The following is a 26,787-nucleotide window of genomic DNA, read 5'->3' on the forward strand; positions in this document are numbered from 1 at the left end:
AGACCACGTGAGGAGAAAGGGGGGCGTGCCGTGGGGCAGGTAGCAACGTACGCGGTGACCGCGCTGGACGGAGTGGCCTTCGGGCTGCTGCTGTTCGTCGTGGCCGCCGGCCTGGCGCTGGTCTTCGGCGTAATGGACGTACTCAACATGGCCCACGGCACGCTCTACCTCCTCGGCGCCTACCTCGCCTACCTGCTCACCGACGGCAGCATGCTCGGCCTCCTCGTCGCCCTCGCCGCCGGCATAGCAGCAGGTGCCGTCGGCGGTGCTGCCTTGGCTGCGGCGCTACGCCCGCTGGCCGGGCGGGGACACCTCGACCAAGCCCTCGCCACGCTCGGCATCGCGTTCCTCGCCGCAGACGGGTTCACCAGCGTATTCGGTGCGACGTCGCTGCCCGCCGACCCGCCGATGGTCCTCGCCGGCCGCGTCGACATCCTCGGACGCGGCTACCCGGTCTACCGGCTCGTGTTCATCGCCGTCGCCGCCGCGGCGGCAGTCACCCTGCACTGGGCGGTCCGGCGCACCACGGCGGGTCTAATGCTGCGGGCCACCGTCTCCGACCCGGGGATGGCAGCCGCCACCGGTATCCAAACAGGCCGGGTGCGGGTGGGCGCCCTCGCCGTCGGCGGTGCGCTCGCTGTCATCGCCGGGGTGCTTGGTGCGCCCCTGCTCGGCCCCGCCCCCGGGGTCGACACCAGCGTGCTGGTGTTGTCGCTGATCGTCGTCGTCCTGGGCGGCGCTGGCTCGATCCCCGCGACTCTCGCGGCGGCGCTGCTGGTTGGTCAGGTGCAAACCCTCGGCGTGCTCGCCGCGCCTGCCCTGGCCCCGTTCGCCCTGTTCGGTGCGCTGTTCGCCGTCCTCGTGATTCGCGGCCAGGTCGCGGCACCGACCGTCGTGAGGCAAGCATGACCACCGACACCGCTGCCGCCAGCGCTACGGCGCCGGCACATCAGACGACACCGCCGGCCGCCGACCGCCGGCGACCCTGGGTCCGGGCAGGTCTCGCCGTGTGCGTCGGCCTCGGTGCGCTGCTGCTGCCCGCTCTGACCGACGCGTACACCGTGTCTCTGGCCAGCACGGCGCTGGTCCTCGCGGTGCTGGCAATGAGCACCCAACTCCTCGTCGGTGTTGCCGGCCTGCCGTCGTTCGGCCAGGCCGCCTACCTCGGGGTCGGCGCCTACACCGCGGCACTGCTCGCTGAGGCGGGCCTCACCCTCGGGCCCGTGCAGCTCGCCGCCGCAGCGGTAGCGGGGGCGATCACGGCTGCCGCGACGGCTCCGCTGGTGCTGCGGGCCCGCGCTACCGCATTCTTGATGGTGACCTTCGCGGTGCAGAGCCTCGCCGCGACCACCGCCGGGCAGTGGAGCACCGTCACCGGCGGCGACGAAGGCATACACACCCCACCGGTCACCGTCTGGCCCGGCACCGCGCCGCTGACCGGCGCCGGATACGTCTACTGGTACACGCTGGGCTGCTTCAGCCTGCTCGCCGCGGCCGTGGCGGTGCTGATGCGCTCCCGCCTCGCCCTGATCCTGCGCGGCTGCGCCGACCACGAAACCCGCATGGCCGCCCTCGGCCACCACGTCACCGTCGAGCTCGCCGCCGGGTACACCGCGGCCGGCGCGCTCGCGGGAGCCGGCGGGGCGCTCCTCGTCGCGGTCAACCGGTACGTATCGCCCGCCGACCTGGGCTTCGAGATCGCCGCCGTCGCACTCCTGGCCGCCGCGATCGGCACCGGCACCATGACCGGCGCCGTCGCAGGGGCGATCGCCGTGGTCGCCGCCCGCGACCTGATCGGCGGCGCCACCGGCGGCCACGCCCCCGCCCTGCTCGGCGCCTTGTTCCTCGCCGTCGCCTACGGCCGCCCAATCGCCGGGTACCTCGCCACACGCCTGCGCCCCACACCCATCGGAGGGACACCGTCGTGAGCATTCACCCGAAGACACAGCAATGTCCTTACCCGACCGGGTCGTCCTTCGAATTCAGCGGAGGCCGCAAAACCCGCCTTCCGCGACCCAAGACCGCGGCACCCCCACCGCTGATCGCTGTCCTGGCAGGTTCCCGGCGGTGGTGGTCGTGACAATCCTGCGCCTTGACGCGGTGGGCCGCCGCTACGGCGGACTGCAGGCCCTGCACGACGTCAGCCTCACCCTGCCCGCCGGGGCCCGGCACGCCGTCATCGGCGCCAACGGAGCGGGCAAAAGCACCCTGTTCGGGATCATCGCCGGCAGCGTGCGCCCGACCAGCGGCCGGGTCCTCCTCAATGGTCATGACGTGACCCGCCTCGGCCCGGCGGCCCGCGCCCGCCGGGGCATCGGCCGCACCTTCCAACACCCGGCGGTGTTCGATCGGCTCTCCGCCGCCGCCAACGTCGCCCTGGCCATCGGCCGCCGCACCCCGCCCAGCGCCCGGTCCGGTCGCATCCGATGCGGCGCTTTCACCGACCACGCGCACGCGGTCCTTCACACGGCCGGACTCGCCAAATACGCCCACCAGCCTGCCGGGACCCTGCCGTACGGAGTGCGTCGGCACCTGGAGCTGGTGGTCGCGCTCGCCACCACGCCGCGGCTGCTGCTGCTCGACGAACCGTCGGCCGGTCTCGACCCTGGCGACGTCGCGCAGCTCGTGCAGACCATCCGGGCGCTTCCCCCGGAGGTCACGGTTCTGCTGATCGATCACCACCTTGAGCTCGTCTGGGAGGTCGCGGACACCGTCACCGTCCTGCACCACGGCCACCACGTCGCCACGGGCACCCCGGACGCGATCCGCGCTGATCCTGCCGTCCAGGCCGCCTACCTCAGCACCACCCCCGCCAGCGACGCGCCAGCCCCGACCGCAGCCAAACCCGACGGCAACGGGCGGCGACCGCTGCTGCGTGTTCGCGGACTACGGGCCGGCTACCAGGGCGCGCCCGCAGTACAGGACGTCGACCTTGACCTATCAGAGGGGCAGATTCTGGCGCTGCTGGGTCGCAACGGCGCCGGCAAGACCACCGTGCTCAACGCCCTAGCCGGACTCGTACCGCCGATGCGGCCCACCACCATCACGCTCGGCGGACGCCCGCTACCCGCCGACGTGCACCGGATCGCCCAGGCCCGGCTGAGCCTCGTGCCGCAGGGCCGGCGGTTGTTCAACTTGACCGTCGACGAGCACCTCACCGTCGCGCGGGCGGCATCCCGTCGGGGCGGCGACACCGGCCACCCCTGGAGCCGAGAAGACGTCCTCGCCCTTCTACCCGCGCTGCGGGCACGCCTCAAGCACCACGCCGCGCACCTGTCCGGCGGCGAACAACAGATGCTCGCGCTCGCGCGAGCCCTGCTGACCCGCCCCCGCGTGCTGCTCCTGGACGAGCCGTCCGAGGGCCTCGCGCCCGCCGTCGTGCGGCAGATCGCTACCGCGATCAGCGCGATCGCCGCCCAGGGTGTCGGCGTCGTGATCGCCGAGCAGAATCTCACGTTCGCCCTGCCTCTCGCCGACCACGTTGTCGTCCTCGATCACGGGCAGGTCGCACTGACCACCGTCACCACCTACCCGGTCGAGCCTTTTGGTCGCCGCCTCGGCGAACTGCTCGGCGTCACCCCGTCAGGAGCCGCGCATGGACACTGAGGACCTTGATATGACGTCGGCCCCGAGCCGCTTCGCGCTTCTCGACTATCCCGACGACGAGGGCCGACCGACGATCGTGGGCTGGGGGCTTGCGCTGCCCGATGGGACCGCCGTCGGTTTCAGCAACCGCGGTGGCCACACCCTTTTCACCATGTGCGCCAGCCCCGCCAGCGTGGCCCGCCTGCATAACGCCGACCCGGAGTGGATCGACAAGGAACCCTCACTTCCGCCTCTGCCGCACAGCCCACCATGAGCATCCCCCACGGCGACCGGCCCAACGTCCGCCGTCTGGCCGCGCCCGGGCAGGCACGCGATTTCCTCGACGCTGCTCGCGCGGTACTGGCCGCCCACCGTGACGTCGACGGCTTTTGCCACGGCTGCCGCACCGACTACCACCAGCTCAAACCCGCCCCCTGCGAGTACGCCCACTGGGCCCAACGATCCATCGCCCAGCACAGACCGGCGGCCCCGGAGAAGGAAGACACCCTGCCATGATCACGCGTTGCCAGCGGCCCTCCGGGCGCCCAGCGCCGCTCGTCCGCGCCGCCGTCGGGGTCAGCGTCCTGCTCCTGGCCACCAGCCCGGTGCCGGACTGCGCCACCCGACCGGCCGGATCAACCCGTGACCACGCGGGGCAGTGCGGAACACCCCGCAACGCCACTCCTGCCGAGCTGAAGGAGATGGCCAATGACATGGAGATCGCAGGGCAGACCCGATTGTGGTTCCCTCACCCGCCGGCGACTCGCCTCCGCGACCTGATCAACCGCCCATCCGAAAGTAGCTGCGATCTCTCGGCGGGCACGTTCAACGTTGTCCACTACCGCCAGTGGAGTTCGCCGGACTTTCCCCCCGCTCTGCGAGACGTCGTTCAGTGGCACGCCGACGACCGATCCGGTGCGGCACTCACGACGACGTACCCACGCGGGACCGTAGAGGTCACCTCGGACTACTGGCTGCCGGGTGACAACCTCCGGCTCAGCCCCGGTGATCCGTTCGCCGACAGCGAGAGCGGCTTCCGAGACCTCCTTGTGGGCTCTCCCGATCACACCGACCCCCAGGCCGCGCTCCGAGGACTTGCCCTGCTCGCTTGCTGGCACAGCCCTCGACAAGCCGGACGCACCACCGCGCTCATTGCTCTCGACCACATCCGCGGATTTACCTTCTACTCGCGGGTGACCGATCGTGCAGGTCGCAGCGGCATTGGCATCACGGCGGCCGATCAGGACAGCCGCGATCTGCTGATCCTGCACGCCACCACCGGCGAGGTCCTCGCCTACGAAGGTGCCGTCCGCGCACCGATCGGGTGGCAAGTCGGCTTCTACCGCCTCTACCTCACCCACACCCACTCGCCTGACCGCTACTGGGAACCCCACCACGCGATCAACAAAGCCACCGCCGCGATCGCCGCAAGCCCATCCGAGATCCAGCTGGCCTGGGCCCGCCGTCCCAGCTGTTTGACATGCCACGACCCACGCCACGAGGAGGTAAACAGTGGCCGTTCATTCGCCCGAAGTGCTACCCGTCCCGCACCAACGCCCCCGTGAGATGGGCCCGTTGCAGGAGATGGTGGACCCGATCATCCTCGCCGAATTGACCCGCATAGACCTCATGACGGGGCAGACCGTCCTTGACGTGGGCGGCGGCACCGGCTCGACCGCGAGGCACCTGTGTGACCGTGTCGGCCGCAGCGGGAAGGTCATCTCCGTCGACGCCGACCTACCGACCCTCGACCCCACCGGTGTGCTTGACGTCTTCCAGCGGGACCTGCGCACCCAACAGCTGCCGGTTCAGACAGCTAGCCTCCACGTCGTCGTCGCCCGCTGCGTCCTGGCGCACCTACCGAACCGCCAGCAGCTCCTCCACAACTTGATCACCGCGCTCCGGCCCGGCGGACACCTCGCCCTCGTCGACATCGTCACCGCCCCGGTTGCCGTATACGCGCCCACCGACGCCGACAGCGTGTTCATCAACCACGTCATCCGCACCATCCTCGACGGTCTCACCGTCCAAGGCGTCGACCTGAACTGGGGCCACAGCAGCGCTTCACTGCTGCTCGGCAACGGCTTCGAGAGGGTCCACACCCGATGGCTCGCCGACACGTGGGCCGGCGGCACCGCCGGCTGCCAGCTCTACGCCGAGCACGCGACCCAGCTGGCCGACTATCTCCTCAGCGAGGGCCTATCTCCCGAGGATCTGGAGCGATTTGGCGAGCTGATGGGCGACCCGAGCGTCCTCGTGCGCGCCTACCAATTCGCCTCCACCACCGCCCGCAAACCCCCGCAACCGCCAGTCACCTAAGCCGGTCGTCCCTGCCAAACAAGCAGAGCGGCGACCTACGTGGCCGGCGGCGGGCCGTCCCCCGACCCGCCGCCGGCCACACCCACGAACCACCGCGGGCAACCTGGCCCGCGCATCGCCCCGGTCGTTGCCCAAGCGGCGGACCGATCCCCTCCTGGATCCCACGTCCATGCCTCTGTGTCGTTCGGCTGTGGCGCGGAGTGACGCGGCTGTTGGATTCAGGAGTGGTGACGAACAGATTGTGGCTGGAAGGTAGCGCTGAGCCATCAACGCTCACTCCCGAGTTTCCAAGCGTTGCTTTTCGTTACGTCGATGCGTCCCAGTGCGCGATAGGTGACGAAAACGACTCTTTGCAGTTGATAATGGCCTAGGGCGGTCATATGTTCCAACCCGTTATAAAGCCGTGAGAGAGGGGGTTCAGCCATGCGCAAGGGCGTTGAGTGGGACTAAGGTGGGCTCGACCTGTTAATGTGGTCTATCTGTTCCAGAGAGGGCTGGAGTTGATGAATACGGGGGAATGATTGATGTCATCCCGACGACGCGAGCGAGCGCTGGTACTGCTGACGATCACAGTCTTTGCGGCGGCGCTCTCAAGCGTTCTGTGGGCGACGATAAACCTACGTCAACCGACGCCGTATTACTTAGTGTACCTAGTAATGGGCGCGGCCGTGATGGCTGTCGGTGCCATTTTTTCGGCGCCTGTGCCGCCCCGTATTCCTTTTCGAATCACGCTGACGCCGACGGCGAGCCTGTTGTGCGCATCGGTCTTGCCTGTGCCGTGGGTGATTCTTTGCGCAGCTGTAGGCGTCACGGTGGCTCGAATGATCACGCGATACCCTCGTTCCGCCGGCGTCCATAAAGCTATTCACAACGCCAGCATGGATGTCGTAGCTGCTGTGCTGGCCGCCGTAACTATGCACGCCTTCGGTATACGACCGAGATTCGAGGACTCGGGGCTGGCAACTTCCCGTTGGCAAATCTACGTACTTGGATTCCTTGTCGCAGGGATCGCGGTGCTAGCTCTACAGGAAATAGTCACGACGGCCGCAGCGACGCTGGCTACTGGACGTCCCGTCCTGACGGTTCTGCGCTACATGTGGCGTACACGACTGATCGTGGGCTTCGCTGAAGTCGGCACGGCAGGCGTGGTTTCGGTTCTCACCGGCCTCGATATGCGGGCATTGATAGCTTTGCCCGCCGCGATGCTAGTCCTGCACTTGGTGCTGACACATCGCCTTCGGATCCGCGAGGAACGGCGCGCGTGGGAGCACCTCGCTGTGCTGAGCGATGCCTTGGCCAGCCGGGACATCGATGTCGTGATCCGGACCGCGGCTGCCGGGGCGGTGAAGCTCTTCGGTGCTCAGGCGGCGGACATCGAGATTGCGGGCAGCGGGCGGTTGGTTCGTGCCGATCGCGACGCGGCGGTGGTGTTCGACGGTCCGGCGGCAGAAGTCCCTGTGTACGCCGCCGGCCCCCCGCTGCCGATCGCGCACGAGATTGGCGCCAAGACGACGGGCCTGCAAGGCACGCTGAGACTGTACCTCCGGGGTCCTCGCGACAGGTTGTCCGCTCGCGAGCGCTCGACCCTGCGGGCGTTTTCGGCGACGCTGTCGACGAGCCTGGACATCGCGCATGCCTACGCCTTGATGAGGCACGAGGCGCATCATGACCGCGACACCGGCATGCCGAACCGGGCGACGCTGCTCACCCGGGTTGCTGAGAAGGCTGCCGACACCTGTCACGTGGTGGCAATCCGGCTAGAGAACTACGAGTTCCTGGCTGACGCGGTTGGTCGCGATAGCGCTCTCGTCCTGCTGAACGAGCTGGCGACACGGCTCAGTCGCGCATCGAGAGACGCGTCGGAGGTCGCCCGGGTTGGCGACGCGGAGTTCGCACTCGTGATGTGGGCTACGACAGATATGGGCGCCTACCAGCGGGCGTGCTACGCCGTGGCAACCCTGCGCCGGCCCATCCACATCGGAGGCTCGCTGCTGACGGTCCGGGTGAGCGCAGGCATGACCTCAGGCGCCCCCGAAGAAGCCAACGCTCTTCTCGACGCGGCGGAGCGGGTGATGTGGTGGGCCATCCGGCAAGGCCAAGACCGTTTGGTCACGTATCAGGCTGGCCCGATTCAGAGCGTTCCGCTCGCACGAGAGCTCGAAGGCGCACGCATGTCGATCTCCTTCGAACCTATCGTTGATCTGGCCGGCGGCAGCATCACGATGGTTCAGTCCGTGCCCCGTTGGCTGTACTCGCGCTATGACGTGCTTGCCGCCGACGGGTATGCGTACCAACTCCTTGACGACCAAGACGCGTTGGAGGGTTTCGCGAGAACCGTGCTGACCCGATCGATAGCCGCCGCCGCGACGTGGCGGAACGCGCTCCCGCACGCTGCGCTGGTCGTGCCGATCCCCGCCCGCGCCGTGACACCCCGGTTCGTCGATGGGTTGCGAGAGGCGCTGCAAGGCAGCCCGGCAGGCTCCTCGCTCGTGCTCGCACTAGGCCAGCCAGCGGATCTGCCTCCCGGCGATGCCTCGGAGCAACTCCGTCATTTGGGTGTCCGGCTGCTGTTAGAGGACTACGGCAGTAGCACACGGAGCATTGAATCGCTGAACGCGGCACCGTGGCACTTTCTCCGAGTGCACCCGGCCTACGCGCTGGACGCGGGTTGGCGCCCCGCGCGGTCGGTAATCCGCGCGGCCGTTGACCTAGCGATCGATCTCGACCTAGCAGTCATCGCACCGGGCATCGTCAGCGACGACGAGCGACGCGAACTAGCTGCTCTCGGTTGCGCCCTCGGAAGCGGCCCGCATTTCGGCGGCGAGATGTTCCCCTCCCAGATCAGGGATCACGCGGCCCTCTGGCAGCCGTCAGGTTTGGACGCCGCTGGAGCGCAGGTCCTGCCGCTCCGTCTACGCCGCGCCGGCCCAGCCGTTTCGAGTCACAGCCCTGTTCAGCGGGGTGATCGGGAAACTATCGAAGGCCGTGGACCCAGGTTCCTCGGGCCGCGAGCCGTAGGCCACCGGGCTCCAGCGAGCGAGTTCCGCAGCGACGAGGGGGGAGTCATGTAGCGCAAGACCCACCAGCGCCAGGCGGCGGGCCTCCGCGCGAATGTCGTATGCGGCAAGCCGTCGCTGAGGTAACCGTGGAACATCGTCCGAGGGCGGCTCTGTTTGATGGCGCCGTAGCGCCACTGCCACCTGAGCCGCCTCAACCACCGCAGCCGTGCTGGTGGCATCCAGTTGATAGCGCTGGGCACGCTGGGTCGCGCTGTCGTGTACCTGCCGCGAGTACCACGGGCGCAGCAACCGCAATGCCTCGTGCACTTCAACGACCCGCCGGTATCGCTGGCGGCTGCCGCCAATTTCTACCGGGACCTTCTCAGTAGTAGTGGTGGTAATGATTGCGGCCTCGGGCATGCCCGCTCGTAGGGTCATCCACAGCTGGTTGACCTGCCAGTCCATCTGGCGATCGGTCCACCAACTCGTTGGCCACCACCGCCGCTGGCTACGGATCGAGTTGGCGGTGCTGGAGGTCATTGCCCCGCAGGCGACCGTCGCAGCATTGGACAGCCGCTGGAAGAGCAGGTCCGCCGCCAGCTCCGCTTCAGCCTCAACGGCTGGGTCGACCTCGGCATGCAGGGCGTCGCCACTGTGGTTGAGGACAAGGTGAGCCAGCTCGTGCAGGATGCCTTGCGTCCGAGGCAGCATCGGTAGGGCCGAGTCAACAATGATGATGTCTGCGTGCTCGAGCTTGATGAGAAACGCAGAGGGGAGGTCCATGCCGAGGCGTTCGCCGCGAAGGTGGATCGGGCGGCCTCGGCCGTGGGCGATAGCCTCGCACCATGCATCGACGGTGTATGGAGCGGGCGGAGGCGGCAGCCCGGCATTCCGCAGGCGACGTGCGATACGGCCCCGTGCCCAGATCATGTGGGCCTCCTGGCATCACAGTCAGTGTGTAACCAGAGCCCCAGCGACGGTCGCCGGCGATGTGAAGACGGCCGTCCAATGCTCAGGTGAAGCCGCTCAGCGCGACGGTCTGCGGGGACAACGTACTGGGAAGGAGCGCGACTCCCCCTGTGCCACGTGTGGTGCTGTTGCAAGTCGCTGCCAGGAGCGTCGGCCAGGATCGGCAGTGGCCCCGAAGTCTGCTGCTCCGAGGCCACTGACGCCAGCTCGCTTCGACGCAGGGGTGCCGCGTGACGGCAACCGCGGAGGCATGCGCCCCGCGGACTTCTGCCTGGCGCAGGCTCTCTGGCGCGCATCGCGCATCCCCCCGATCTCGCTTTTAGATGCGCTGCCCGTCTCCGATCCGGCATCGCCGGTTCCGCCAGGTGTCGAAACAACGGACACCTGTTGTAACACTATGGTTGTCCGATACCGTGTCACTGCCACATCAGTGGCCGTGCCCGGCAAGCTTCGCACCGGGCGGTACGGCTCCGCAACTGTTGTGGTCGAAAATTCACTTTGTCCACGATAGTGGCGCGTCGAGGAGCTGGGGAGTGACCATGACGGACTCTGGGGGTGGACCAGGGTCGCACCCTTCGGCTGGGCCAGGGTCTGGAGGCTCCACGTTCGCGGGTCGACTCCAAGCTCTGTTCGACGAACGCCTGAAGAAGGACACGGAGAAGAAGTTCACGCCGGAGGAGGTCTCCGCCGCCACCGGCCTGTCGGTGTCCTATTTGAACTATCTTTTGAGCGGCGAGCGGGACAACCCCACCATGAAGAACATCCAGCGTCTGGCTGACTTCTGGGGTGTTAGTCCGAGTTACTTTTTCGACTCGGCCGAGCCTGCGGACCATGCTTCGGCTCCCGAGGCGGACCCTGACCTCGCTCAGATCACAGTCCTGGCGCGAAACCTACCTCCCGGCATGCCAAGGGCTACCTTGCGGGCGATTGTTGAGCAGGTTGCCGCTTTGGAGGCGCGGCGGAACCCCCCGCCGCGTCGCGGCGGTCGACCCGGTTCCACCTGACACGCCTGAACTAAACGGCAACGCTCCTGGTCGGCGTGGACGCGCCGTCGGTCAAGCCAGCACCAGGAATATCGGCATCGAGATGACCAGGCCCGCGCCGGTGCCAGCCAACACCTGAGCAGGCGTGTGGTCGCGCAGCCGGATGCGGGACCAGCCGATAAGGGCAACAACCGGGACAGCGAGAAGCAGCAGCGGTGGACCAAACACGCTCACCAGCACGGCGGCCGAACCAGCGGCGACTGCTGCGTGCACGCTGATCTTCCAGACAAGGTTGACCGCGGTCAAGGTCAGTCCGATGGCGAACGTCGCGACGACCAAGGCCGTCAACGGACGGGGCGCGCCGAAGCCAATCAATACCGCAAGTCCGCCCAGGACCGACAACAAACCCCACACCATTGGTGCTCGGCGCTGCTCTCTGAGCCCGACGTGCCGGTCGGTGAGCTGACCCCGACGGACACCGAGCCAGACGACGCACCTCGGAAAGACCGAGCAGAACAGCGCAGCCATCAGGCCCCAGGCGAGTCCGAGGCGAGCGGTGGCTGCACTTTGGATCCCGATGACGATCGGCATAGCACCCGTGAGAACGGTCGGAGCGAACAACTCTGTCGCTACGCGCGCCACTCTGTCGGTGAGGTTGGGGCGCTGGGGCAGGTCGATCGTTACGTTCAAGGAGTAGGCCTCTCCGTGGACGCGCCCTCATCTCAGCGGGGCGGGCGAGGTGCGATTCGCCCCGTTTGGCGATGCTTCAGGACACTGGTTTGTGGAAGTTCCATGGCTGCAAGCGGTAGAGGGGGTGCCTCCGGAGCGTGTTGGTGGCTATGCTGCCCCCTTAGCGTCTCGCCACTATTGTGGTCGGCTCTTGAGCGTAGTCACTGAGCGGCCACTTAGTGGGGCCGGGGCGCTGCTCGGCGCGCGGTGTGCCTCGGCGTGCCCGCCTCAGGAGGTGAAGGTATGTGGCGGCGGCAAGAGCGCCGGGCTGAGTGGTTGCTCCGTCGGGTGGCGGTTGAGCTGCCCGTGCCGTTGACGGTCCAGTCCTTGATCGCGGCACTGGAGGCTGCACGAGACCGGCCGATCCAGCTGGTCGCGATGACATCTCAGACCTCGACCCTGCCGTGCGGCCTGTGGGTGGCGACGCCCGAAACGGACTACGTCCTCTACAGCAGGGCGACGTCCATGGTCTTGGAGGTGCAGACCCTCCTGCACGAGCTCATGCATATGGCACTGGATCACATAGGCAGTCCTGTAATAGACGGGGCCGGCGGGGTCATGGCTGAAGTGTTCAGCGTCGAGGGCGTCGACTCTGTCATGGCTCGATCGCCAAGGACCTATGACCAGCAGCAGGAGCGAGACGCTGAGGTGGTCGCGACATACCTCGGGGCGCGGTTGGATGGCCTAGGGGATGTTGTCAACGTCGCTGGCCTTCACGAAGACGCCGCCGCAGTGGTGTATCGCATCGCTGCGGCTTTGACGGACTAAACGGGGCCCAACATGCTGGTGGCGATCGGTCATATAGTCACAGCGGTGCTCGCTATGGCGGCGTTTCTGATCAAGCTCGGAGCGCTGAGGCGAGACCCTGATGATCCCAAAATTCAGGCGAGCGTGGCAATCTGCCTTGGCTGCGCAGTGGCCGTCATCGTGGGCTGGGCGCCGGTGTATGCCGCAGTCGATCAAGCCACCGGTATACCGAACGTCACGAAGATCCTGGAGAACGGCTCCGTTCTGGTAGTGGCTGCTGCGGTGCAGATCTTGTTTCTATACCTCGGTGACCCGGAGAAGGCTCCGCGCCGGCTCCGGGTCCGGTTGGTGCTGCTTACCGCCGTACTTTGTCTGATGGTAGCCATGTTTGCGGCGGCCGACGTCCCTGTATCCGAACCTCTGCATTTCGCGGAGAGGTATGCGGAACTGCCGGAAATCGGCGTTTATATGCTGGGTTATTTGATTTGCCTAGCTGTGGCAATTGGCGACATTTTGCGAATGTCGATCCGCTACGCGAAGTTCGCCGAGCGACGGCTGCGTGTGAGTATGAGGCTGCTCGCGATTGGCGCCACTTTCGGTGCCGGATACGTAGTGCACAAAGGTCTCTTCATTGCCTTGAAGCTGCGAGGCATCGATCCCCCGTGGTCTGAACCGATCGTGTCGCAGGCGCTAATCACGTTAGCGTTGCCGCTAGTGTGCATCAGTCTCGTATTTTCATCCGCATGGAAATTCGCTGATGCGGTGCGAGCGCTGCCCCGACGACGTCGCCTGTATCGGCGACTACATCCACTGTGGTACGTCCTCTTCCAGGCAACGCCTACTATCGCGCTTGACCCTCCTCGTAGACCCGAGCGGGCCAAAGGTGTACTGCTGAGCGCCGGGCAGCACTTATATCGGCGATGCGTAGAGATTGCCGACGGCCTACAAGCGCTCGGCCCGCTGGACGCAGGAGTCATTGCTGAGGCGAAGCGAAGTGCGGCAGGCGCCGGCTACAGCTTCGACCGGGCTGCTGCGGCTGGCGAGGCGGCGGCAATTCTAGCCGCCATGCGGAGGCTCAATTCACCGGCAAAAGCCGGACCGGAACTGCAGGATGAGCCCGGTCTGGAGCCGCAGGAATCGCTTGTTTCACATCCGGATATTGAGGCCGATGCGCAGCGGCTGGCCTTAGTGTCCGACGCGCTCGACGAGCTGCTGGCAAGGGATTCCAATAGCGCGGCGGCAGTGCCCGCGAATCGAAAGTAGGAGAAATCTTGACTGACCAGCGGACAGCTGCCGGCAGCGTCGACTTCGGTCGCGCCACCGTCGCCCGTATCTACGACTACCTTCTCGGTGGTGAGAGGAACTTTCCCGCTGATCGGGCGGCCGCGCATCAGCTCCTGCAGGCCGTCCCAGAGGCTCGGGATATTGCCTGGTCGAATCGCCTGTTCCTGCGCCGAGCCGTACATGTGCTGGCCGAGACCGGCATCCGGCAATTCCTCGACCTAGGCTCGGGCATTCCTACTCAAGGTAACGTTCACGAGGTCGCGCAAGCAATCGCTCCAGACAGCCGGGTGCTCTACGTCGACATCGACCCCGTCGCGGTCGTCGCATCCAATGAAATCCTGATGGGCGGCCCGCACCGCGCGCTGGAAGGCGACTTCACCCAGCCTGAGCTTCTACTGGACACCCTCACCGACAGTGACCTGGCAACGGTGATTGACCTGAACAGGCCAGTCGCAGTGCTCTACTGCGCGGTGCTCCAGCAAGTGCCCGACAATCGGATAGATGCCGTTATCGCACCCATCCGAGACCAGCTTGCTCCCGGAAGCGCGATGGTCATTTCGCACCTGAGCGCCGCAGACGTGACCGACGCCTATGACGAGACAACCGTCTCCACGGCAAAGAGTGTGTTCAAAGCGCAGGCGGCCACCGAAATTACACTCCGAACGGACGCGCAGCTCGGCGCCCTGTTTGGTGACTTCACCATTATGGCACCCGGACTGGTGCCGCTCAGCGATTGGCGTCCAGAGTTGAGTGGGCCTGACCCCTACGCCACTGCACCGACTCGGTCGCCGATGCACGGAGCCGTCGCTACGCGCTGACGTCTGATCGCCGGAAGTGCCGGTGTGACCAGCCAGGTACCGGTATTGGTCGAGGTGCCTCCGTGGGACCGAAGCTGTCCGGTCGATGACGTGGTGACGAGGGAGCCGCGACCGGCGGGGATTTGAGGCTTGGCGCTCTCCCGTCCCTCGTCGACGCGATGAGCTAGGCCAGGTGTCGGTGGCTTCGGTCATAATCGCCTTCATGAGTCATGGTTCGGGATGCCCCAACTGCGGGCAGCTCAACAGCCGGCGACCGTTACCTGCCATCTACGCGGCTGGGATACGAGTGGCGCGGACCCGCACCACGTATGGCGCCCGCGGCTTCGTAGCGGTTGGGCGCAGCGTCACGGTGTCGGCGAGCACGTTGGGGCATCAGGTTCGACCGCCTGCGCAGCCGAGGTCGTCTCGGCTGCCGTGGGCGGTGTCCGCGGTGTGTGCGGTCCTGCTGTTCTTCCTCGCCTTCGGCGCCACAGCGGGCTCTGCGGACGAGAGGGCGGCAGCCGGCTTTGTTATGAGCTTGCTTGCGATGGTGGGTGTACCTGCGACGGTGCTTGCTGTCGTTCGGGGCCGGCTAGAGCATTCCCGGGGGCCTTATAGTCGCCGGGCCTCTGCGGTCTGGGGTGAAGGATCTCTCTGCCAAAGCTGCCTTCAGGTGCTACTGCCTGTGCCGGGTGCGGCAGCGGAGGCGGTTGTGCCGGTCGGTGGGTTGCATCGAGCGCTGGCGGAGATCGCGGCTGGGCGGTGGCCGCTTGCGCACCGGACCGCGGCACCGTCCTGACGCTCAGATGGCCCGGCTCCAGAGGTCGCGCAGCGGGGTCCATGTTGAACCGAGGCCCTCAGTCCAGTAGGCCAGGAAGACTCCGGCGATTGGCTTGTTGGCATCGCTCCACCAGATTGCTGCGATGCTGTGTCCGGCTTGCGGGCCGGAAGGAACCTTGTATGCGTACTCGATGTAGTAGGCGTCGTGCGAGCTGGTGCTGCGGGTAGTGGGTGGGGTGGCGCCGGGAGTGAGTTGTGGGGCGTTGGCGGCCTGGGCGGCGTATCTCGCCTGCGCGGCGTCTCGGTCGGCGATCGTGCGGTAGGAGATCCAGTAGGTGGTGACGATGCCGGCAGCGCAACGGGTGCGGCTCTGCTCTCCGGTGCCGGCCTGAGGGCCGCCGGTGCTGGTGTCGGCGATGCAATCGCTCACGTCGCCCAGCCAGGGGGCCGCGAACTCAGCAACCACCGGTGACGGGAACCGGCCCTTATTCACGACGGCTTGGCGCTGAGTAAAGAGATCACCACGGGTTGCCGGATGCTCAGGATGAGCTGTGGCCGGAGTCTGCGGCTGCGGTGAACCGGTCCATAGCCCGCGACCCAGAGTGATGACAACAGCTCCGAGAACCGCGAGGGCGGCGGCTACAACGAGTACCGGTCGTCGCAACCTTCGCCTGGTTTCGGACTCGAGTGTCGCGTTTGCTGACGTGTGCGAGCGTGCGCTTGCTGCGGCGACGCCACCAATGCTATCGGCTCCTGGTGGAGGAGATGTCGGTGTCAGGGCTGGCGCCCGGCCAGGCGCGTCAGCCGGCACGTCATCCTGTGCTGTCGGCCAGATCGCCTGGTCCGGGTGCTGCTCTGTCACTGGTTACCCTCCTGAATCGCGTGGACGCTCGGATACGGAAGTTCGGTGTTCCCGGCGGTCAGTCGGTTCGTCGGCGACGACCGGCTGCGACCAAACCGATGCCGGCGACCAGGGCCGTTGCCCCGATTCCTACGATCGGGGCAACGGCCGAGCCCGTAACGGGCAGCGACGGACCAGATGGCCCGTCAGCGGAGTTCGTGTCTCTCCCCGGTTTGTCATACCGCGCCGTCGAGTCTTCGCCGTCGGTCGGGCCCGTCGATGACGCAGGAGAGCTGCGGGTCGGTTTTGGTGCCGGCGGCGACTTCGTTGGCGGCTTGCTCGGCTCGGGCCCGGGGGGTGGTGTGGTGGGCTCAGGGTCGGGCGGGGGAGTGGTTGGCTCCCGATCAGGCGGTGGCTCGGTCGGCCTGGGCTCCTGGCTCGCGGTGGGGTCAGGTGGCGGCGGCTCGGTATCGGCATTGGACCGGTCCGGCTTCGGCCTGGCTGGGGCCACTGCGGAGGTGGTGCTGGCCGGGGTGGGCTCCGCCGAGGCAGGCGCAGCCAGTGCGACGCCTCCGGCGAGTAGTCCGGCCAGGACGAAAGCGAAGCGTTGAACGTTGCGGACCTGTTGGTGTCTCACAGAATGCTCCCCCGTTGATGGCGCCCGTGTGGAAGATGGGCGCGTTTGTTCGGCTGTGTTCTAGCCGATTCGGAACGCTAGCGGAGCGAGGCGGATCGAACTAGATCCTGTTGATGTAGCCGATCGCGTTTGCGACCCATTTCCGCAGCACAAGGCGGTGTTGTCGGAGCTGACGGCTGCGTTGAGAATCGGCTAGGGGTGGCCGCATATGTGGACACGGCCCCCATCGCGTGCTGAATTTGACGTGCTTGGCATGGTCCCCGAAACGGGGGGAGGGGCCATCGTCAACCGTTCGCGCAACTGTGCGAACTGGCTATTCCTGCACCCCCCGGATAGGTGCGCTGCGCATTATGGATCTGCGTTGGAACTTAGCCCTCTCGCAAGCGACGAGCCGTCGCTCTCGACGACGCCAACTCCGCCGTCTTGCCGGAATCTGGCTGGCGACGATGACGATGCTCACTCTTGGTGCCTGCGCCCAATCCGAGCCGACGCCGGCAACGACCTCCGTCCCCGGCAGCCCGTCCACCACCGCGGGTGCTGGCTTGTCGGCTTCTTCGGCGGCGGGTGGAGTGATTTACCGTCGAATCGATAAGGCCTGTGAGGTGCTGGACCCTGCGCCGCTGCGGGAAGTCTTCGGCGAGCCCGGTTACCAGCAGGACGAGGTACGGCAGGTTGGCGCTACCGCCAACATGACGTGCGCAATGGCCCTTGGAAAGTCGCCCGGAGGGGCCGTGGTGACGCTGCTGGCTACGGTCGGCGGCCCGGCCTCGGGCCACATCATGTACGAGGGACTGCGCGGCGTCCAACAGGACAGCGGCCCGATGAGCGACATCGCTGGTCTGGGTGCTGGCGCCTACAGCTACACCGATGAGCTGACCGGCACACACGTCGTGGTCTACGACAACAACCTGTACCTGACCCTCGGCGCTGCCCCGCTGCGTCCCGGCGCCGCCATGCCAGGCGATCTGGTGGATCGCCTGACACGGGTCGCGAGTGCCGCCCTGTCCGGCCTACACGGCTGAGCTCCCGCCGCCCGAAGCGCCTCTGCGCGCTGCTCGTCGACCTGTTGCCGTTCACCCGATCACTGTTTCGGAGGACCGACTGTGGCCACGACACCTTTGCCGGCCGTGCTCCCCGGTACCGGGACGACCGACTACGCCCGCTACATGCGCACCGATGACCTGCTCGCCCTGCAACGCGGCCCTCGCGAGTGGGTGCACCCCGACGAGCTGCTGTTTCAGGTCGTGCATCAGAGCAGCGAGTTGCTGCTCAAGCTCACGCAGTCGCAGCTTGCCCGGTCCCTTGACCACCTGGCGGTGGATCAGCCCGGCGCGGCTGAACTCCTGCTGCGCCGCGCTGCGCTCGGCTTGCACCTGATCACCGAGCAGCTGCAGATGCTGCGGCACCTTCATCCCGCGCACTTCGCGGTGATCCGGAGCGCCCTGGGCACTGGTTCGGGCTTCGAGTCACCCGGATGGCGTCTGGTCCGGTCGGCGACGACGGAGTTGGACATCGCCTTTAGTCGCGTCCTGTCCTCCCGGGGGCTCACGCCGCTCGACCTGTATCAGGGTCAGCCGTCGGATCCGCTGTACCGGGTGGCGGAAGCGCTGGTGGAGTTGGACGAGCGGATTGCGCTGTGGCGCACCGAGCACTACAGCGTCGCCACGCGGATCATCGGTCACGGCGTTCTCGGTACCCGAGACACGCCCGTCGACAGCCTGATGCGGCTGATCTCCCACCGCCGGTTCCCCACGCTGTGGGAGGCGCGTTCGGATCTGACTGAGGCCAGCCCTCGTGGCCGCGCCAGCAGGCAGGTGGGCTAATGAGCGCCCTCCCTGCCAACCCGCTCGTCGAGTTGCGGCAGCGTTTCCCGACGTTAGCGCACAACGTGCATCTGGCGGCGTGCAGCGTCGCACCGCTCAGCACCGGCATGGATCAATCCCTGAACCAGATGCGCGACGACCTCGGCCGGCCAGGGTTCTGGACCGTATGCGAGGAGCAGCTGTGGCAGGCCCGGCGGGCTTTCGCCACACTGATTGGCGCCGACATCGATCAGGTCGCCGTCGTACCCAACGCCAGCATCGCCGCGTATCAAGCCAGCGCGGGAATGCGATGGCGTCGTCGCCGCGCGCTGGTTACCACGACTGCGGAGTACCCGGGCGTCGCTCACGTGTGGCTGGCCCAGCAGGCCCGCGGGGCGAAGGTCCGTTGGTGCGGTAGTGCCACCGGCCAAGCCGCCACGAGCGATTACCTCGCGGCCATCACGGCCCGAACGGCGCTGGTGTCGGTGCCTGCCGTGACCTACCGTGACGCAACCCGCCTTGACGTGACTCGCATCGCCGAGGCGGCACATGCCGTCGGCGCCGCGCTGTTCGTCGACGCCTATCAGGCCGTCGGCGTCATGCCGGTAGACGTCAACGAGTTGGGCTGCGACTACCTCGTTGCCGGCACGGGCAAATACTTGCTCGGCCTGCCCGGCTTAGCCCTCATGTACGTTCGCGACCCCTTGGGGCCGGCGCCGACACTGACCGGCAGGTTCGGTCGAATCGCTCCGCAGGCATTCGACCCGCTGACGTTGGACTTTCCACCGCACGCCCGTCGCTTCGAGACGGGCACACCCTCGGCCGCCGCGACCTACGCCGCCGTCGCCGGTCTCGACATGATCAACCGACTCGACCTCGTCGCGGTCCGCCAGCACACACAACGTCTGATCGCTGTCGCTGCTGTCCGCCTGGCTGGGCAGGGAGAGACGGTTCGCCTAGCCAGCACGGCGGACGAGCAGGGCGCTCACCTGGCCGTCGTGGAGCCGCACGCCGAGGCGATGACGGCGTGGTTGGCGCACCGCGACATCACCGTCGCACCTCGCACCGGCGTCGTCCGCTTGGCTATGCACGCCTACACCACCCTCGACGACATCGATGCCCTCTGCGCGGCAATCGAGTCCTACCGAACGAGGTCCCGCAGTCGGCAGCAGACCGGAGCACCACGATGAGCCGGCCTGAGCCGCTGCGTCTGTGGCTGGAACAACGGCGACCATCCACCGCCCGGTTCCCCTTCACGACCGTGGTGAACGCCTACCAGTACCACGGCAAAACCTTTGTACCCGAGGAGTGGACCCGGCTGCTGACTGCCGCCCGCGAGCGGCTGCCCGAGGTCCGCGGCGCGCGCCGAGCTCAACTGTCCGCGTTCCTGGACACCGCGCTCGACAAGGTCGACCGCCGATACGACTACCGGACGTACCTGGCATTGAACCTGCTGCCGATCATCGGCGCCGACGAACCGCCGGCGGACGAGCTGCGGTTATTGACCCGCCGCGATCGGCTGCACGTCCACCTCTTGACCGACCTGATGGCCTTCGAACTCCAAGCCATCAGCGGCGCCCCGGTACCGCTGCCGCAACTACGCCCCGGCGCGCCACTGGTGGCCAAGCGCCTGCGCCACGCGCTGCGCGCGGCGATGCCCGCCCTGCGCCGGCTGCGACTGACCAACGCGGTAGACAGCGGCGAGCACACCACCATCGCCCGCCAAGTGATCGCGGCCGTCGACCGGGACATCAGCACCAACGAACGGTGGTCGACGCAGGTCAGCATGCTGCCGGTCTGGATCATCCATGACGAGTGGATGTTCATCCGGGTCCTGCAAGGCTTCGAGGCATCCTTCGCGCTCCTCGCGGCGGACCTGCGGGCCGCCATCGCCAACGTTCAGGACGGCCGCATGCAACTGGCCGCAGCCCGCCTGTCCGCCGCGGCGGCTCTGCTGCGGGAGAGCGCCCCACTGTGGTCGCTGATGGCGACCCTGCAACCCGAGGCGTTCCACCGGTTCCGGCGCTACACCGAAGGCGCGAGCGCCATCCAATCGCGCTCATACAAGATGCTGGAGTCTCTGTGCCGCCTTCCCGATCCCGAGCGACTCAACTCGCCGGCCTACCTGTCGGTGCCCGAGGTGCGATCCGAAATCGAGGGCGGCCACCTGAGCCTCGACGACGCCCTCGACGTCCTCGCTCAAAGGGGCGGGTATGCGGCCGAGTCACCGGTGATGGCTGCCGCCATGCGCAACTTCGCCGCCGCCCTACGACAGTGGCGCCAGACGCACTACCGCCTCGCCGTGCGGATGCTCGGCCCGGGTCAACCCGGCACCGGCTACACGCAGGGCACCTCCTACCTAGCTGGCACCCGCCATGAACCCGTGTTCAGGCACTGCCCTCGGCGCGACGGCGACACCTCCGCCGGAGCCGACACATGAACACCACGACGAGCCCAGACGCGTCCCCGCAGAGTGACCTGCTCACTGAGGCGTACGAATTCCTGCGCTTGCTGCACCACGAGACCGGGCAGCCCGGACTCACCCGCCGGTGGCGCGACGTCCGCGCCGAGATCACCGCGACCGGCACCTGGCGACACACCACGCAAGAACTGACCTACGGCGCCCGAGTGGCATGGCGCAACTCCGCCCGCTGCATTGGCCGGCTGCGCTGGCAGAGCCTGCAAGTTCACGACTGTCGGCACGCCAGCGATGCCAACGCCGTGCGCCAAGCGTTGACCAACCACCTACATCGAGCGACAAATGGCGGACGTGTCCGGTCCGTCATGACCGTCCTCCCGCCCGTACCGCAAGAAGGCCCCGCGCTGGTCCGGATCATCAACCCGCAGCTCGTCCAGTACGCCGCTTGGCCTAACAGTGGCACGATCCTCGGCGACCCCGCGAACCTCAACCTTACGCGACTGGCGACCGCCCTGGGCTGGGCCGGTCCGCCCGAGCGCGGCCCGTTCGACGTTCTGCCCTGGATCATCGCCACCGACACCGGCCGGCTGCACGCGCTCCCCGTCGACCAGGCCGCGATCCGCGAAGTCCCGATCCACCACCCGCAGCACCGATGGATCGGTGAACTCGGGCTGAGGTGGCCGGCGGTGCCCGTCATCAGCCACATGCTGCTCTCCATCGGCGGCGTGCAGTACCCCGCCCCGTTCTCCGGCGTCTTCATGTCCTCGGAGATCGCAGCCCGCAACCTCGCTGACGCCGAGAGGTACCACCAGATCCCCGCCGTCATCGATGGCCTGCAGCTCGCCGACGACGACCGGCTACGTCATGACAAGGCGTTGCTCGTACTCCAGGAAGCGGTCCTCTACAGCTATGACCGCGCCAGCGTCACGATCACCGACCATCACCGCGAGAGCGAGCACTTCACCCGGTTCGTGCGCCGCGAAGAGGCCGCCGGACGCGTCGTGGTTGGCGATTGGACCTGGCTTAACAGCTACCCGATGACCCCACAGGATCCGAGCTGGGGGCGCTACTACAGCACCTCGACACTCCGACCCGCCCTCTATCCGGATCCCGCCGCAGCCGCGCTCCCTGCCGCGGCCGGCTCCCTATGCCCCCACTCGGGTTCAGCGGCGACCGCCGCCGAACCCGACCACCAGCGCGCCGCTCCCTCCACGGCCGCTGTCGTTTGTCCGCTTTCTGCCCAGGAGGAGCAATGACAGCAGTAATCCAGCCGAGGTCCGACAACGACCGCCGGCCCACACGCAACAAGATCCGACGTGGCATTGCCGCGGCAGTCGGCCTGATCGCCATGGCAGCCACGCTCACGGTGTCGGCGGCAGCCGCGCAAGCGGCCAGCGGATGCCGCAGCGCGCCCTACAGCGCCAGGTTCGGCCTGTCCGATCCCTTCATGGCGTTCGACGGCGTCGAAGTCGCCTCGGCCCCGTACGGAGGCACGTACCGCACCACCACCCAGTGCCGCGACATCCAGGTGAAAAATACTGGCAATGGACGCTCCGACGGCGCTCCGTTCCACGCATGCGTTGTCTTCTCAGGCCGGGCAACGTGCGCGAACGGCTGGACCTACGTGCCTCCCGGACAGTGGAGGAACTTGGCAACCAACGTCAAGGACGGAACCCGTTTCAACGTCTGGATCTCGGTCAACCTCGGCAGGTACTACGGCGCCCAGGCGGTCGGTGACTGGTGACCGACCCAACAGCCGTCCTGAACGGGCAGCAACGACCCCGAACAGTCGGCGACGGGCGGGCGGTCCCGGGGCCAGCGCCCCGGGCTGCCCGCCCGGCAGCCGGCGACGTCACACGGGCACCGGCGAACCTTCAAGGAAAGATCGCCGTAGTGACCGGAGCAAACACGGGACTGGGCTACCAGACCGCCCGCCAACTAGCAGCGATGGGCGCGACGGTAGTCCTGGCCTGCCGACATCCAGGCCGCATGCGCCAGGCCGCAGACGCCATCCGCAACGAACTACCGGGCGCCGTCATCGACGAGGTCGCACTAGACCTCGGAAGCCTACGATCAGTCAGAAGCGCCGCCGAACAGATTGCCCACACCTATCCACGGCTAGACATACTCGTCAACAACGCGGCAGTGATGGGCGTACCCCAATGGGCCACGCTGGATGGATTCGAAACCCACTTCGGCGTCAACTACCTGGGCCACTTCGCCTTCACTGGACTGCTGTTGGACAGACTACTCGCCGCACCAGCAGGGAGGATCGTGAGCGTCAGCAGCATCGCTCACCACGCGGCGCGACTCGACCCGCTAGATTGGCCGAACCCAATCAAATACAGGCCGCACCGTGCCTATGCCGCAAGCAAGCTAGCGAACCTCATCTATGCGTACGAACTCCACCGACGTCTAACTGTCGCTGGTTCTGCTGCGCGTAGCATCGCCTGCCACCCCGGCTGGTCGGCAACACAACTGCTCCACAAAGCATCTAGGCTCTCGGGACATCGCCTCGGGATGACTGCGTGGCTACGACTGCTCGCGGCAATCGTGGCGCAGCCACCGGAGGACGGGGCGCGCCCAACCCTGCACGCCGCCAGCGGCGACGTGCGCTCCGGGGGCTATGTGGGTCCGACTCGCATGTGGCACACACGCGGTCCAGCCGGCCTTGACCAATCCAGCTACGACTCTCGTGATGTCACCGCCGCGCGGCTGCTGTGGGACCTGTCGGTGGAACTAACCGCCGTCAGCTACGCCGCCCTCGCCGTCGACGAGGCAGCGATCGTGCAAATCGATCAGGGCACCGCCTAACGCCCCAGCCGATAATGCCTGGTCGATGGAGGTGCTAGCCCCTCCGAGGTGCCTACCTCGAGGCGCGCCCCGTAGTCCAGCCCGCGCGCTCCGTTGAGCAGAGCGCCGAGCGCCACCCGCCCGGCGCTCTGCTCAACCCGCTACCTACGGTGCCACTTCAACAGCCGCTCAAAACCTTCTGAGCGTCAGCCCTTCGCGCGGGGTCAGGGTGGGCAGCACCGACCACGGCGACAGCGCAGATCAACAACAGGTAGAGACTGGCGAGCACCACGCCCGCCCCAATGCTTCTTCATGCTGGGGGCGACCGGCAGCTGCGTCCGGCGCATCACCCTGGCGAGTTGAGTGTCGGCTCCGCCTGAAAACTGACCCCGTGGTTCCGGCTGAATTTTGACCCCTTCCGGAAGCATCGGGAGGTGCTGAGCGTGGAGGACTGGGCGGAGATCCGTCGGTTGCACCGGGCGGAGCGGATGGCGATCAAGGCCATCTGTCGCCGGCTGGGGGTCTCGCGGAACACGGTGCGTAAGGCCTTGGCCAGTCATGAGCCGCCTCGCTATCAGCGGGCGGCGAAGGGCTCGATCGTGGACGCGGTCGAGCCGCAGATCCGGGCGTTGTTGGCGGAGTTCCCGGACATGCCGACGACGGTGATCATGGAGCGGGTTGGGTGGGCCCGCGGCAAGACGGTGTTCGCCGATCGGGTGCAGCAGTTGCGGCCGTTGTTCCGCCGCCCGGACCCGGCCCAGCGGACGGAGTATCTGCCGGGCGAGTTGGCGCAGTGTGATCTGTGGTTCCCGCCGGCGGACGTGCCGTTGGGCTTCGGGCAGGTCGGCCGGCCGCCGGTGCTGGTGATGGTGTCCGGGTATTCGCGGTGGCTGTCAGCGGTGATGATCCCGACCCGGCAGTCACCGGACTTGCTGGTCGGGCACTGGACGCTGATCTCCGGCTGGGGACGGGTGCCCAAGGCGTTGGTGTGGGACAACGAGTCCGCCGTCGGGCAGTGGCGGGCTGGCAGGCCGCAGCTGACCGAGGCGATGAACGCCTTCCGCGGCACCCTCGGCATCAAGGTGATTCAGTGCCGACCGGCGGACCCGGAGGCCAAGGGCCTGGTCGAGCGGGCCAATGGCTATCTGGAAACCTCGTTCCTGCCCGGACGCCGTTTCGCCTCGCCCGGCGACTTCAACACCCAGCTCACCGACTGGCTGGTGGGGGCGAACAACCGCCAACACCGGATGCTGGGCTGCCGCCCGCTGGACCGGTGGGACGCCGACCGGGCCGCGATGCTGTCACTGCCACCGGTCGCGCCGGTGGTCGGCTGGCGCCAGGCCACCCGGCTGCCCCGCGATCACTACGTCCGCTTGGACGGCAACGACTACTCGGTGCACCCATCCGTGGTCGGCAGGCGGGTTGAGGTCACCGCCGACTGCGACCACGTGACGGTGGTCTCCGACGGCCGGCCCGTGGCCCGACATGACCGCTGCTGGGCAAGCCATCAGAGCATCACCGACCCTGCCCACCGGCAAGCCGCCGCCGACCTGCGCGTCGCTGCCCAACACAAGCCGACGACCGCGGTCGACGCCCAGGTCGAACGCCGGCCGTTGAGCGACTACGACCGCATGTTCGGCCTGGACGTCGAGGTGGCTGCGTGATGGCCGCCAAGACCAGCCGCAACGTCGCCTCGGAGATCGCGTTCCTCACCCGCGCCCTCAAGGCGCCGTCCCTCGCTGCCTCCGTCGAACGCCTGGCGGAGCGGGCCCGGGCCGAGTCATGGACGCACGAGGAGTTCCTCGCCGCCTGCCTGCAACGCGAAGTCGCCGCCCGCGAAGCACACGGCGGCGAGGGACGTATCCGGGCAGCCAGGTTCCCCGCCCGCAAGAGCCTGGAGGAGTTCGACTTCGAGCACCAACGCTCTCTGAAGCGGGAGACGATCGCCCACCTGGGCACCCTCGACTTCGTGGCGTCGAAGGAGAACGTCGTCTTCCTGGGCCCGCCCGGCACCGGCAAGACCCACCTGTCCATCGGCCTGGGGATCCGGGCCTGCCAGGCCGGACACCGGGTCGCGTTCGCCACCGCCGCCCAATGGGTGTCCCGCCTCGCCGACGCCCACCACGCCGGCCGACTGCAAGACGAGCTCGTGAAGCTCGGCCGGATCCCGCTGCTGATCGTCGACGAGGTCGGCTACATCCCCTTCGAAGCCGAAGCGGCGAACCTGTTCTTCCAGCTCGTCTCCAACCGCTACGAACGAGCCTCGCTGATCGTCACCAGCAACAAGCCCTTCGGCCGCTGGGGCGAAGTGTTCGGCGACGACGTCGTCGCCGCAGCCATGATCGACCGCCTCGTCCACCACGCCGAGGTCATCTCGATGAAGGGCGACAGCTACCGGCTTAAAGACCGCGACCTCGGCCGCGTTCCCGCAGCCACCAAGACCAACGACTGAACATCAACAACCAGCGAGGGGGTCAAAATTCGGCCGGAACAGAGGGGTCAAAGTTCAGCCGGCGTTGACATTGAGCAGAGCGGGGCGTGACGGAACGGCTATCCATAGCTCATTCTCTTGAAGTCCAATTGGCCCACAAACTAATATCGGTAGCAGCAGAATCTCATATCCGCGAGTCCTGCACTGCCTGCGGCACCTTCGAGCGCCAGCGAGCCCGCCCTGCGAATCGAGCCGCCGCTTTGACGGGTTGGCGGAGTGGGGAAGAAGGTAGTGATTTGCTGGCTCTGGCTTCGTGTAGAACGAGGTTCTGTGCACCCAGCAGGTAGATCCCGGCAGCTTGACCCGCCGCGCCGATGTTCAGGGGGTGATTTAAGTGTACAAGAAGCTGATTGACGGCGTTGAATCATCAGTTATAAAAGTAAACGCCCGCCGATCTGGGTCGGAGCGACACGATCAGCAGACCATAGCATCGTCCCCGGGAATGCCACTCCCACCCCTTGTGAGACGTGCGCGGCCAGCTGCAGGGCTTTGTGTGATAACGCCGCTCGACGCTAGTGGTCGTCTGGCGGATCGTGCTGTATTGCGGTCGCTCGGGTGGATTGCGGGCCGTTCGCTCGAGATTGTCCATCAGAACGGCACTGTTGTTGTAAC

The 26,787-nt window shown here is 67.1% G+C and carries 23 protein-coding genes and 1 pseudogene; 21 read left to right on the top strand and 3 right to left on the bottom strand.

What is annotated here, in order from left to right; genetic code table 11:
- Positions 1–30 precede the first annotated feature (30 nt).
- The 8 genes from O7617_RS23180 to O7617_RS33490 all read left to right on the top strand — a co-directional run bounded on the left by O7617_RS23180 (position 31) and on the right by O7617_RS33490 (position 8,975).
- Complete coding sequence (locus O7617_RS23180; RefSeq protein WP_282258108.1) at positions 31–909, top strand: branched-chain amino acid ABC transporter permease; 879 nt, start codon at positions 31–33, stop codon at positions 907–909.
- Positions 906–1,928, top strand: coding sequence for a branched-chain amino acid ABC transporter permease (locus O7617_RS23185; protein ID WP_282258109.1), 1,023 nt, complete (start codon positions 906–908; stop codon positions 1,926–1,928). Before O7617_RS23180 ends, O7617_RS23185 begins: the two co-directional genes overlap by 4 nt.
- A gap of 139 nt (positions 1,929–2,067) precedes the next feature.
- The gene (locus tag O7617_RS23190; protein WP_282258110.1) at positions 2,068–3,606 is read left to right on the top strand and encodes an ATP-binding cassette domain-containing protein; all 1,539 of its coding nucleotides are present in this window, start codon (positions 2,068–2,070) and stop codon (positions 3,604–3,606) included.
- On the top strand, positions 3,596–3,859 hold the full coding sequence (locus O7617_RS23195; protein WP_282258111.1) for a hypothetical protein: 264 nt from the start codon (positions 3,596–3,598) through the stop codon (positions 3,857–3,859). Before O7617_RS23190 ends, O7617_RS23195 begins: the two co-directional genes overlap by 11 nt.
- On the top strand, positions 3,856–4,101 hold the full coding sequence (locus tag O7617_RS23200) for a hypothetical protein (RefSeq protein WP_282258112.1): 246 nt from the start codon (positions 3,856–3,858) through the stop codon (positions 4,099–4,101). Before O7617_RS23195 ends, O7617_RS23200 begins: the two co-directional genes overlap by 4 nt.
- Positions 4,102–4,286: 185 nt before the next feature.
- Complete coding sequence (locus tag O7617_RS23205) at positions 4,287–5,150, top strand: hypothetical protein (RefSeq protein WP_282258113.1); 864 nt, start codon at positions 4,287–4,289, stop codon at positions 5,148–5,150.
- A 19-nt stretch (positions 5,151–5,169) separates the two neighbouring features.
- The gene (locus O7617_RS23210) at positions 5,170–5,904 is read left to right on the top strand and encodes a methyltransferase domain-containing protein (protein ID WP_282264844.1); all 735 of its coding nucleotides are present in this window, start codon (positions 5,170–5,172) and stop codon (positions 5,902–5,904) included.
- Positions 5,905–6,428: 524 nt separating this feature from the next.
- The gene (locus O7617_RS33490; protein WP_348774148.1) at positions 6,429–8,975 is read left to right on the top strand and encodes an EAL domain-containing protein; all 2,547 of its coding nucleotides are present in this window, start codon (positions 6,429–6,431) and stop codon (positions 8,973–8,975) included.
- Between the two features lie 9 nt (positions 8,976–8,984).
- On the opposite strand, the pseudogene O7617_RS23220 reads toward O7617_RS33490, so the two are convergent.
- Positions 8,985–9,833, bottom strand: a pseudogene (locus O7617_RS23220) (DUF6545 domain-containing protein); the annotation flags it as partial.
- Between the two features lie 578 nt (positions 9,834–10,411).
- Here O7617_RS23220 and O7617_RS23225 point away from each other — a divergent pair.
- Complete coding sequence (locus O7617_RS23225) at positions 10,412–10,876, top strand: helix-turn-helix transcriptional regulator (protein ID WP_282264845.1); 465 nt, start codon at positions 10,412–10,414, stop codon at positions 10,874–10,876.
- A gap of 51 nt (positions 10,877–10,927) precedes the next feature.
- On the opposite strand, the gene O7617_RS23230 is transcribed toward O7617_RS23225, so the two are convergent.
- Positions 10,928–11,545 carry a phosphoesterase PA-phosphatase gene (locus tag O7617_RS23230; protein ID WP_282258115.1) on the bottom strand — a complete coding sequence of 206 codons (618 nt, stop codon included), beginning with the start codon at positions 11,543–11,545 and terminating at the stop codon, positions 10,928–10,930.
- A gap of 327 nt (positions 11,546–11,872) precedes the next feature.
- Between O7617_RS23230 and O7617_RS23235 the strand changes: the two genes are divergently transcribed.
- Genes O7617_RS23235 through O7617_RS23245 form a run of 3 tightly spaced genes read left to right on the top strand, consistent with a single transcriptional unit; the run spans position 11,873 to position 14,433 of the window.
- Positions 11,873–12,352 (top strand): hypothetical protein, encoded by a 480-nt coding sequence (locus O7617_RS23235; RefSeq protein ID WP_282258117.1) that lies wholly within the window; start codon positions 11,873–11,875, stop codon positions 12,350–12,352.
- A gap of 12 nt (positions 12,353–12,364) precedes the next feature.
- Positions 12,365–13,594, top strand: a complete 1,230-nt coding sequence (locus O7617_RS23240; RefSeq protein WP_282258119.1) for an MAB_1171c family putative transporter — start codon at positions 12,365–12,367, stop codon at positions 13,592–13,594.
- A gap of 8 nt (positions 13,595–13,602) precedes the next feature.
- Entirely contained in the window at positions 13,603–14,433 is an 831-nt protein-coding gene (locus O7617_RS23245) for an SAM-dependent methyltransferase (RefSeq protein WP_282258121.1), read from the top strand.
- Between the two features lie 781 nt (positions 14,434–15,214).
- Here O7617_RS23245 and O7617_RS23250 read toward each other — a convergent pair.
- The gene (locus O7617_RS23250) at positions 15,215–15,622 is read right to left on the bottom strand and encodes a hypothetical protein (protein ID WP_282258122.1); all 408 of its coding nucleotides are present in this window, start codon (positions 15,620–15,622) and stop codon (positions 15,215–15,217) included.
- 1,494 nt (positions 15,623–17,116) lie between these two features.
- Between O7617_RS23250 and O7617_RS23255 the strand changes: the two genes are divergently transcribed.
- From O7617_RS23255 to istB, 9 genes are all read left to right on the top strand, one after another.
- Complete coding sequence (locus O7617_RS23255; RefSeq protein ID WP_282258123.1) at positions 17,117–17,692, top strand: hypothetical protein; 576 nt, start codon at positions 17,117–17,119, stop codon at positions 17,690–17,692.
- Between the two features lie 81 nt (positions 17,693–17,773).
- Complete coding sequence (locus O7617_RS23260; protein ID WP_282258124.1) at positions 17,774–18,493, top strand: tryptophan 2,3-dioxygenase family protein; 720 nt, start codon at positions 17,774–17,776, stop codon at positions 18,491–18,493.
- Complete coding sequence (locus tag O7617_RS23265; protein ID WP_282258125.1) at positions 18,493–19,662, top strand: aminotransferase class V-fold PLP-dependent enzyme; 1,170 nt, start codon at positions 18,493–18,495, stop codon at positions 19,660–19,662. Before O7617_RS23260 ends, O7617_RS23265 begins: the two co-directional genes overlap by 1 nt.
- Complete coding sequence (locus tag O7617_RS23270; protein WP_282258126.1) at positions 19,659–20,912, top strand: hypothetical protein; 1,254 nt, start codon at positions 19,659–19,661, stop codon at positions 20,910–20,912. Before O7617_RS23265 ends, O7617_RS23270 begins: the two co-directional genes overlap by 4 nt.
- Positions 20,909–22,147, top strand: a complete 1,239-nt coding sequence (locus O7617_RS23275; RefSeq protein ID WP_282258127.1) for a nitric oxide synthase oxygenase — start codon at positions 20,909–20,911, stop codon at positions 22,145–22,147. Before O7617_RS23270 ends, O7617_RS23275 begins: the two co-directional genes overlap by 4 nt.
- Positions 22,144–22,635: a hypothetical protein gene (locus O7617_RS23280; RefSeq protein ID WP_282258128.1), complete on the top strand. Its 492-nt coding sequence runs from the start codon at positions 22,144–22,146 to the stop codon at positions 22,633–22,635. The genes O7617_RS23275 and O7617_RS23280 overlap by 4 nt, the downstream gene beginning before the upstream one ends.
- A complete protein-coding gene (locus tag O7617_RS23285; RefSeq protein ID WP_282258130.1) occupies positions 22,632–23,705 on the top strand; it encodes an oxidoreductase in 1,074 nt (357 codons plus the stop codon). The genes O7617_RS23280 and O7617_RS23285 overlap by 4 nt, the downstream gene beginning before the upstream one ends.
- A 413-nt stretch (positions 23,706–24,118) precedes the next feature.
- A complete protein-coding gene (istA, locus tag O7617_RS23290; RefSeq protein ID WP_282258131.1) occupies positions 24,119–25,348 on the top strand; it encodes an IS21 family transposase in 1,230 nt (409 codons plus the stop codon).
- Positions 25,348–26,136, top strand: coding sequence for an IS21-like element helper ATPase IstB (gene istB, locus O7617_RS23295; RefSeq protein ID WP_013730719.1), 789 nt, complete (start codon positions 25,348–25,350; stop codon positions 26,134–26,136). Before istA ends, istB begins: the two co-directional genes overlap by 1 nt.
- Positions 26,137–26,787: the final 651 nt, after the last annotated feature.

The sequence above is a fragment of the Micromonospora sp. WMMD1155 genome, assembly GCF_029581275.1.
Lineage (GTDB): Bacteria > Actinomycetota > Actinomycetes > Mycobacteriales > Micromonosporaceae > Micromonospora.

What these genes read in the sequence shown, in the direction of transcription:
- O7617_RS23185 (WP_282258109.1), top strand. Translation starts at nt 906, where the DNA reads ATGACCACCGACACCGCTGCCGCCAGCGCTACGGCGCCGGCACATCAG.
- O7617_RS23195 (WP_282258111.1), top strand. Translation starts at nt 3,596, where the DNA reads ATGGACACTGAGGACCTTGATATGACGTCGGCCCCGAGCCGCTTCGCG.
- O7617_RS23200 (WP_282258112.1), top strand. Translation starts at nt 3,856, where the DNA reads ATGAGCATCCCCCACGGCGACCGGCCCAACGTCCGCCGTCTGGCCGCG.
- O7617_RS23205 (WP_282258113.1), top strand. Translation starts at nt 4,287, where the DNA reads ATGGCCAATGACATGGAGATCGCAGGGCAGACCCGATTGTGGTTCCCT.
- O7617_RS23210 (WP_282264844.1), top strand. Translation starts at nt 5,170, where the DNA reads ATGGTGGACCCGATCATCCTCGCCGAATTGACCCGCATAGACCTCATG.
- O7617_RS33490 (WP_348774148.1), top strand. Translation starts at nt 6,429, where the DNA reads ATGTCATCCCGACGACGCGAGCGAGCGCTGGTACTGCTGACGATCACA.
- O7617_RS23225 (WP_282264845.1), top strand. Translation starts at nt 10,412, where the DNA reads ATGACGGACTCTGGGGGTGGACCAGGGTCGCACCCTTCGGCTGGGCCA.
- O7617_RS23240 (WP_282258119.1), top strand. Translation starts at nt 12,365, where the DNA reads ATGCTGGTGGCGATCGGTCATATAGTCACAGCGGTGCTCGCTATGGCG.
- O7617_RS23255 (WP_282258123.1), top strand. Translation starts at nt 17,117, where the DNA reads ATGACGATGCTCACTCTTGGTGCCTGCGCCCAATCCGAGCCGACGCCG.
- O7617_RS23265 (WP_282258125.1), top strand. Translation starts at nt 18,493, where the DNA reads ATGAGCGCCCTCCCTGCCAACCCGCTCGTCGAGTTGCGGCAGCGTTTC.
- O7617_RS23270 (WP_282258126.1), top strand. Translation starts at nt 19,659, where the DNA reads ATGAGCCGGCCTGAGCCGCTGCGTCTGTGGCTGGAACAACGGCGACCA.
- O7617_RS23275 (WP_282258127.1), top strand. Translation starts at nt 20,909, where the DNA reads ATGAACACCACGACGAGCCCAGACGCGTCCCCGCAGAGTGACCTGCTC.
- O7617_RS23280 (WP_282258128.1), top strand. Translation starts at nt 22,144, where the DNA reads ATGACAGCAGTAATCCAGCCGAGGTCCGACAACGACCGCCGGCCCACA.
- istB (WP_013730719.1), top strand. Translation starts at nt 25,348, where the DNA reads ATGGCCGCCAAGACCAGCCGCAACGTCGCCTCGGAGATCGCGTTCCTC.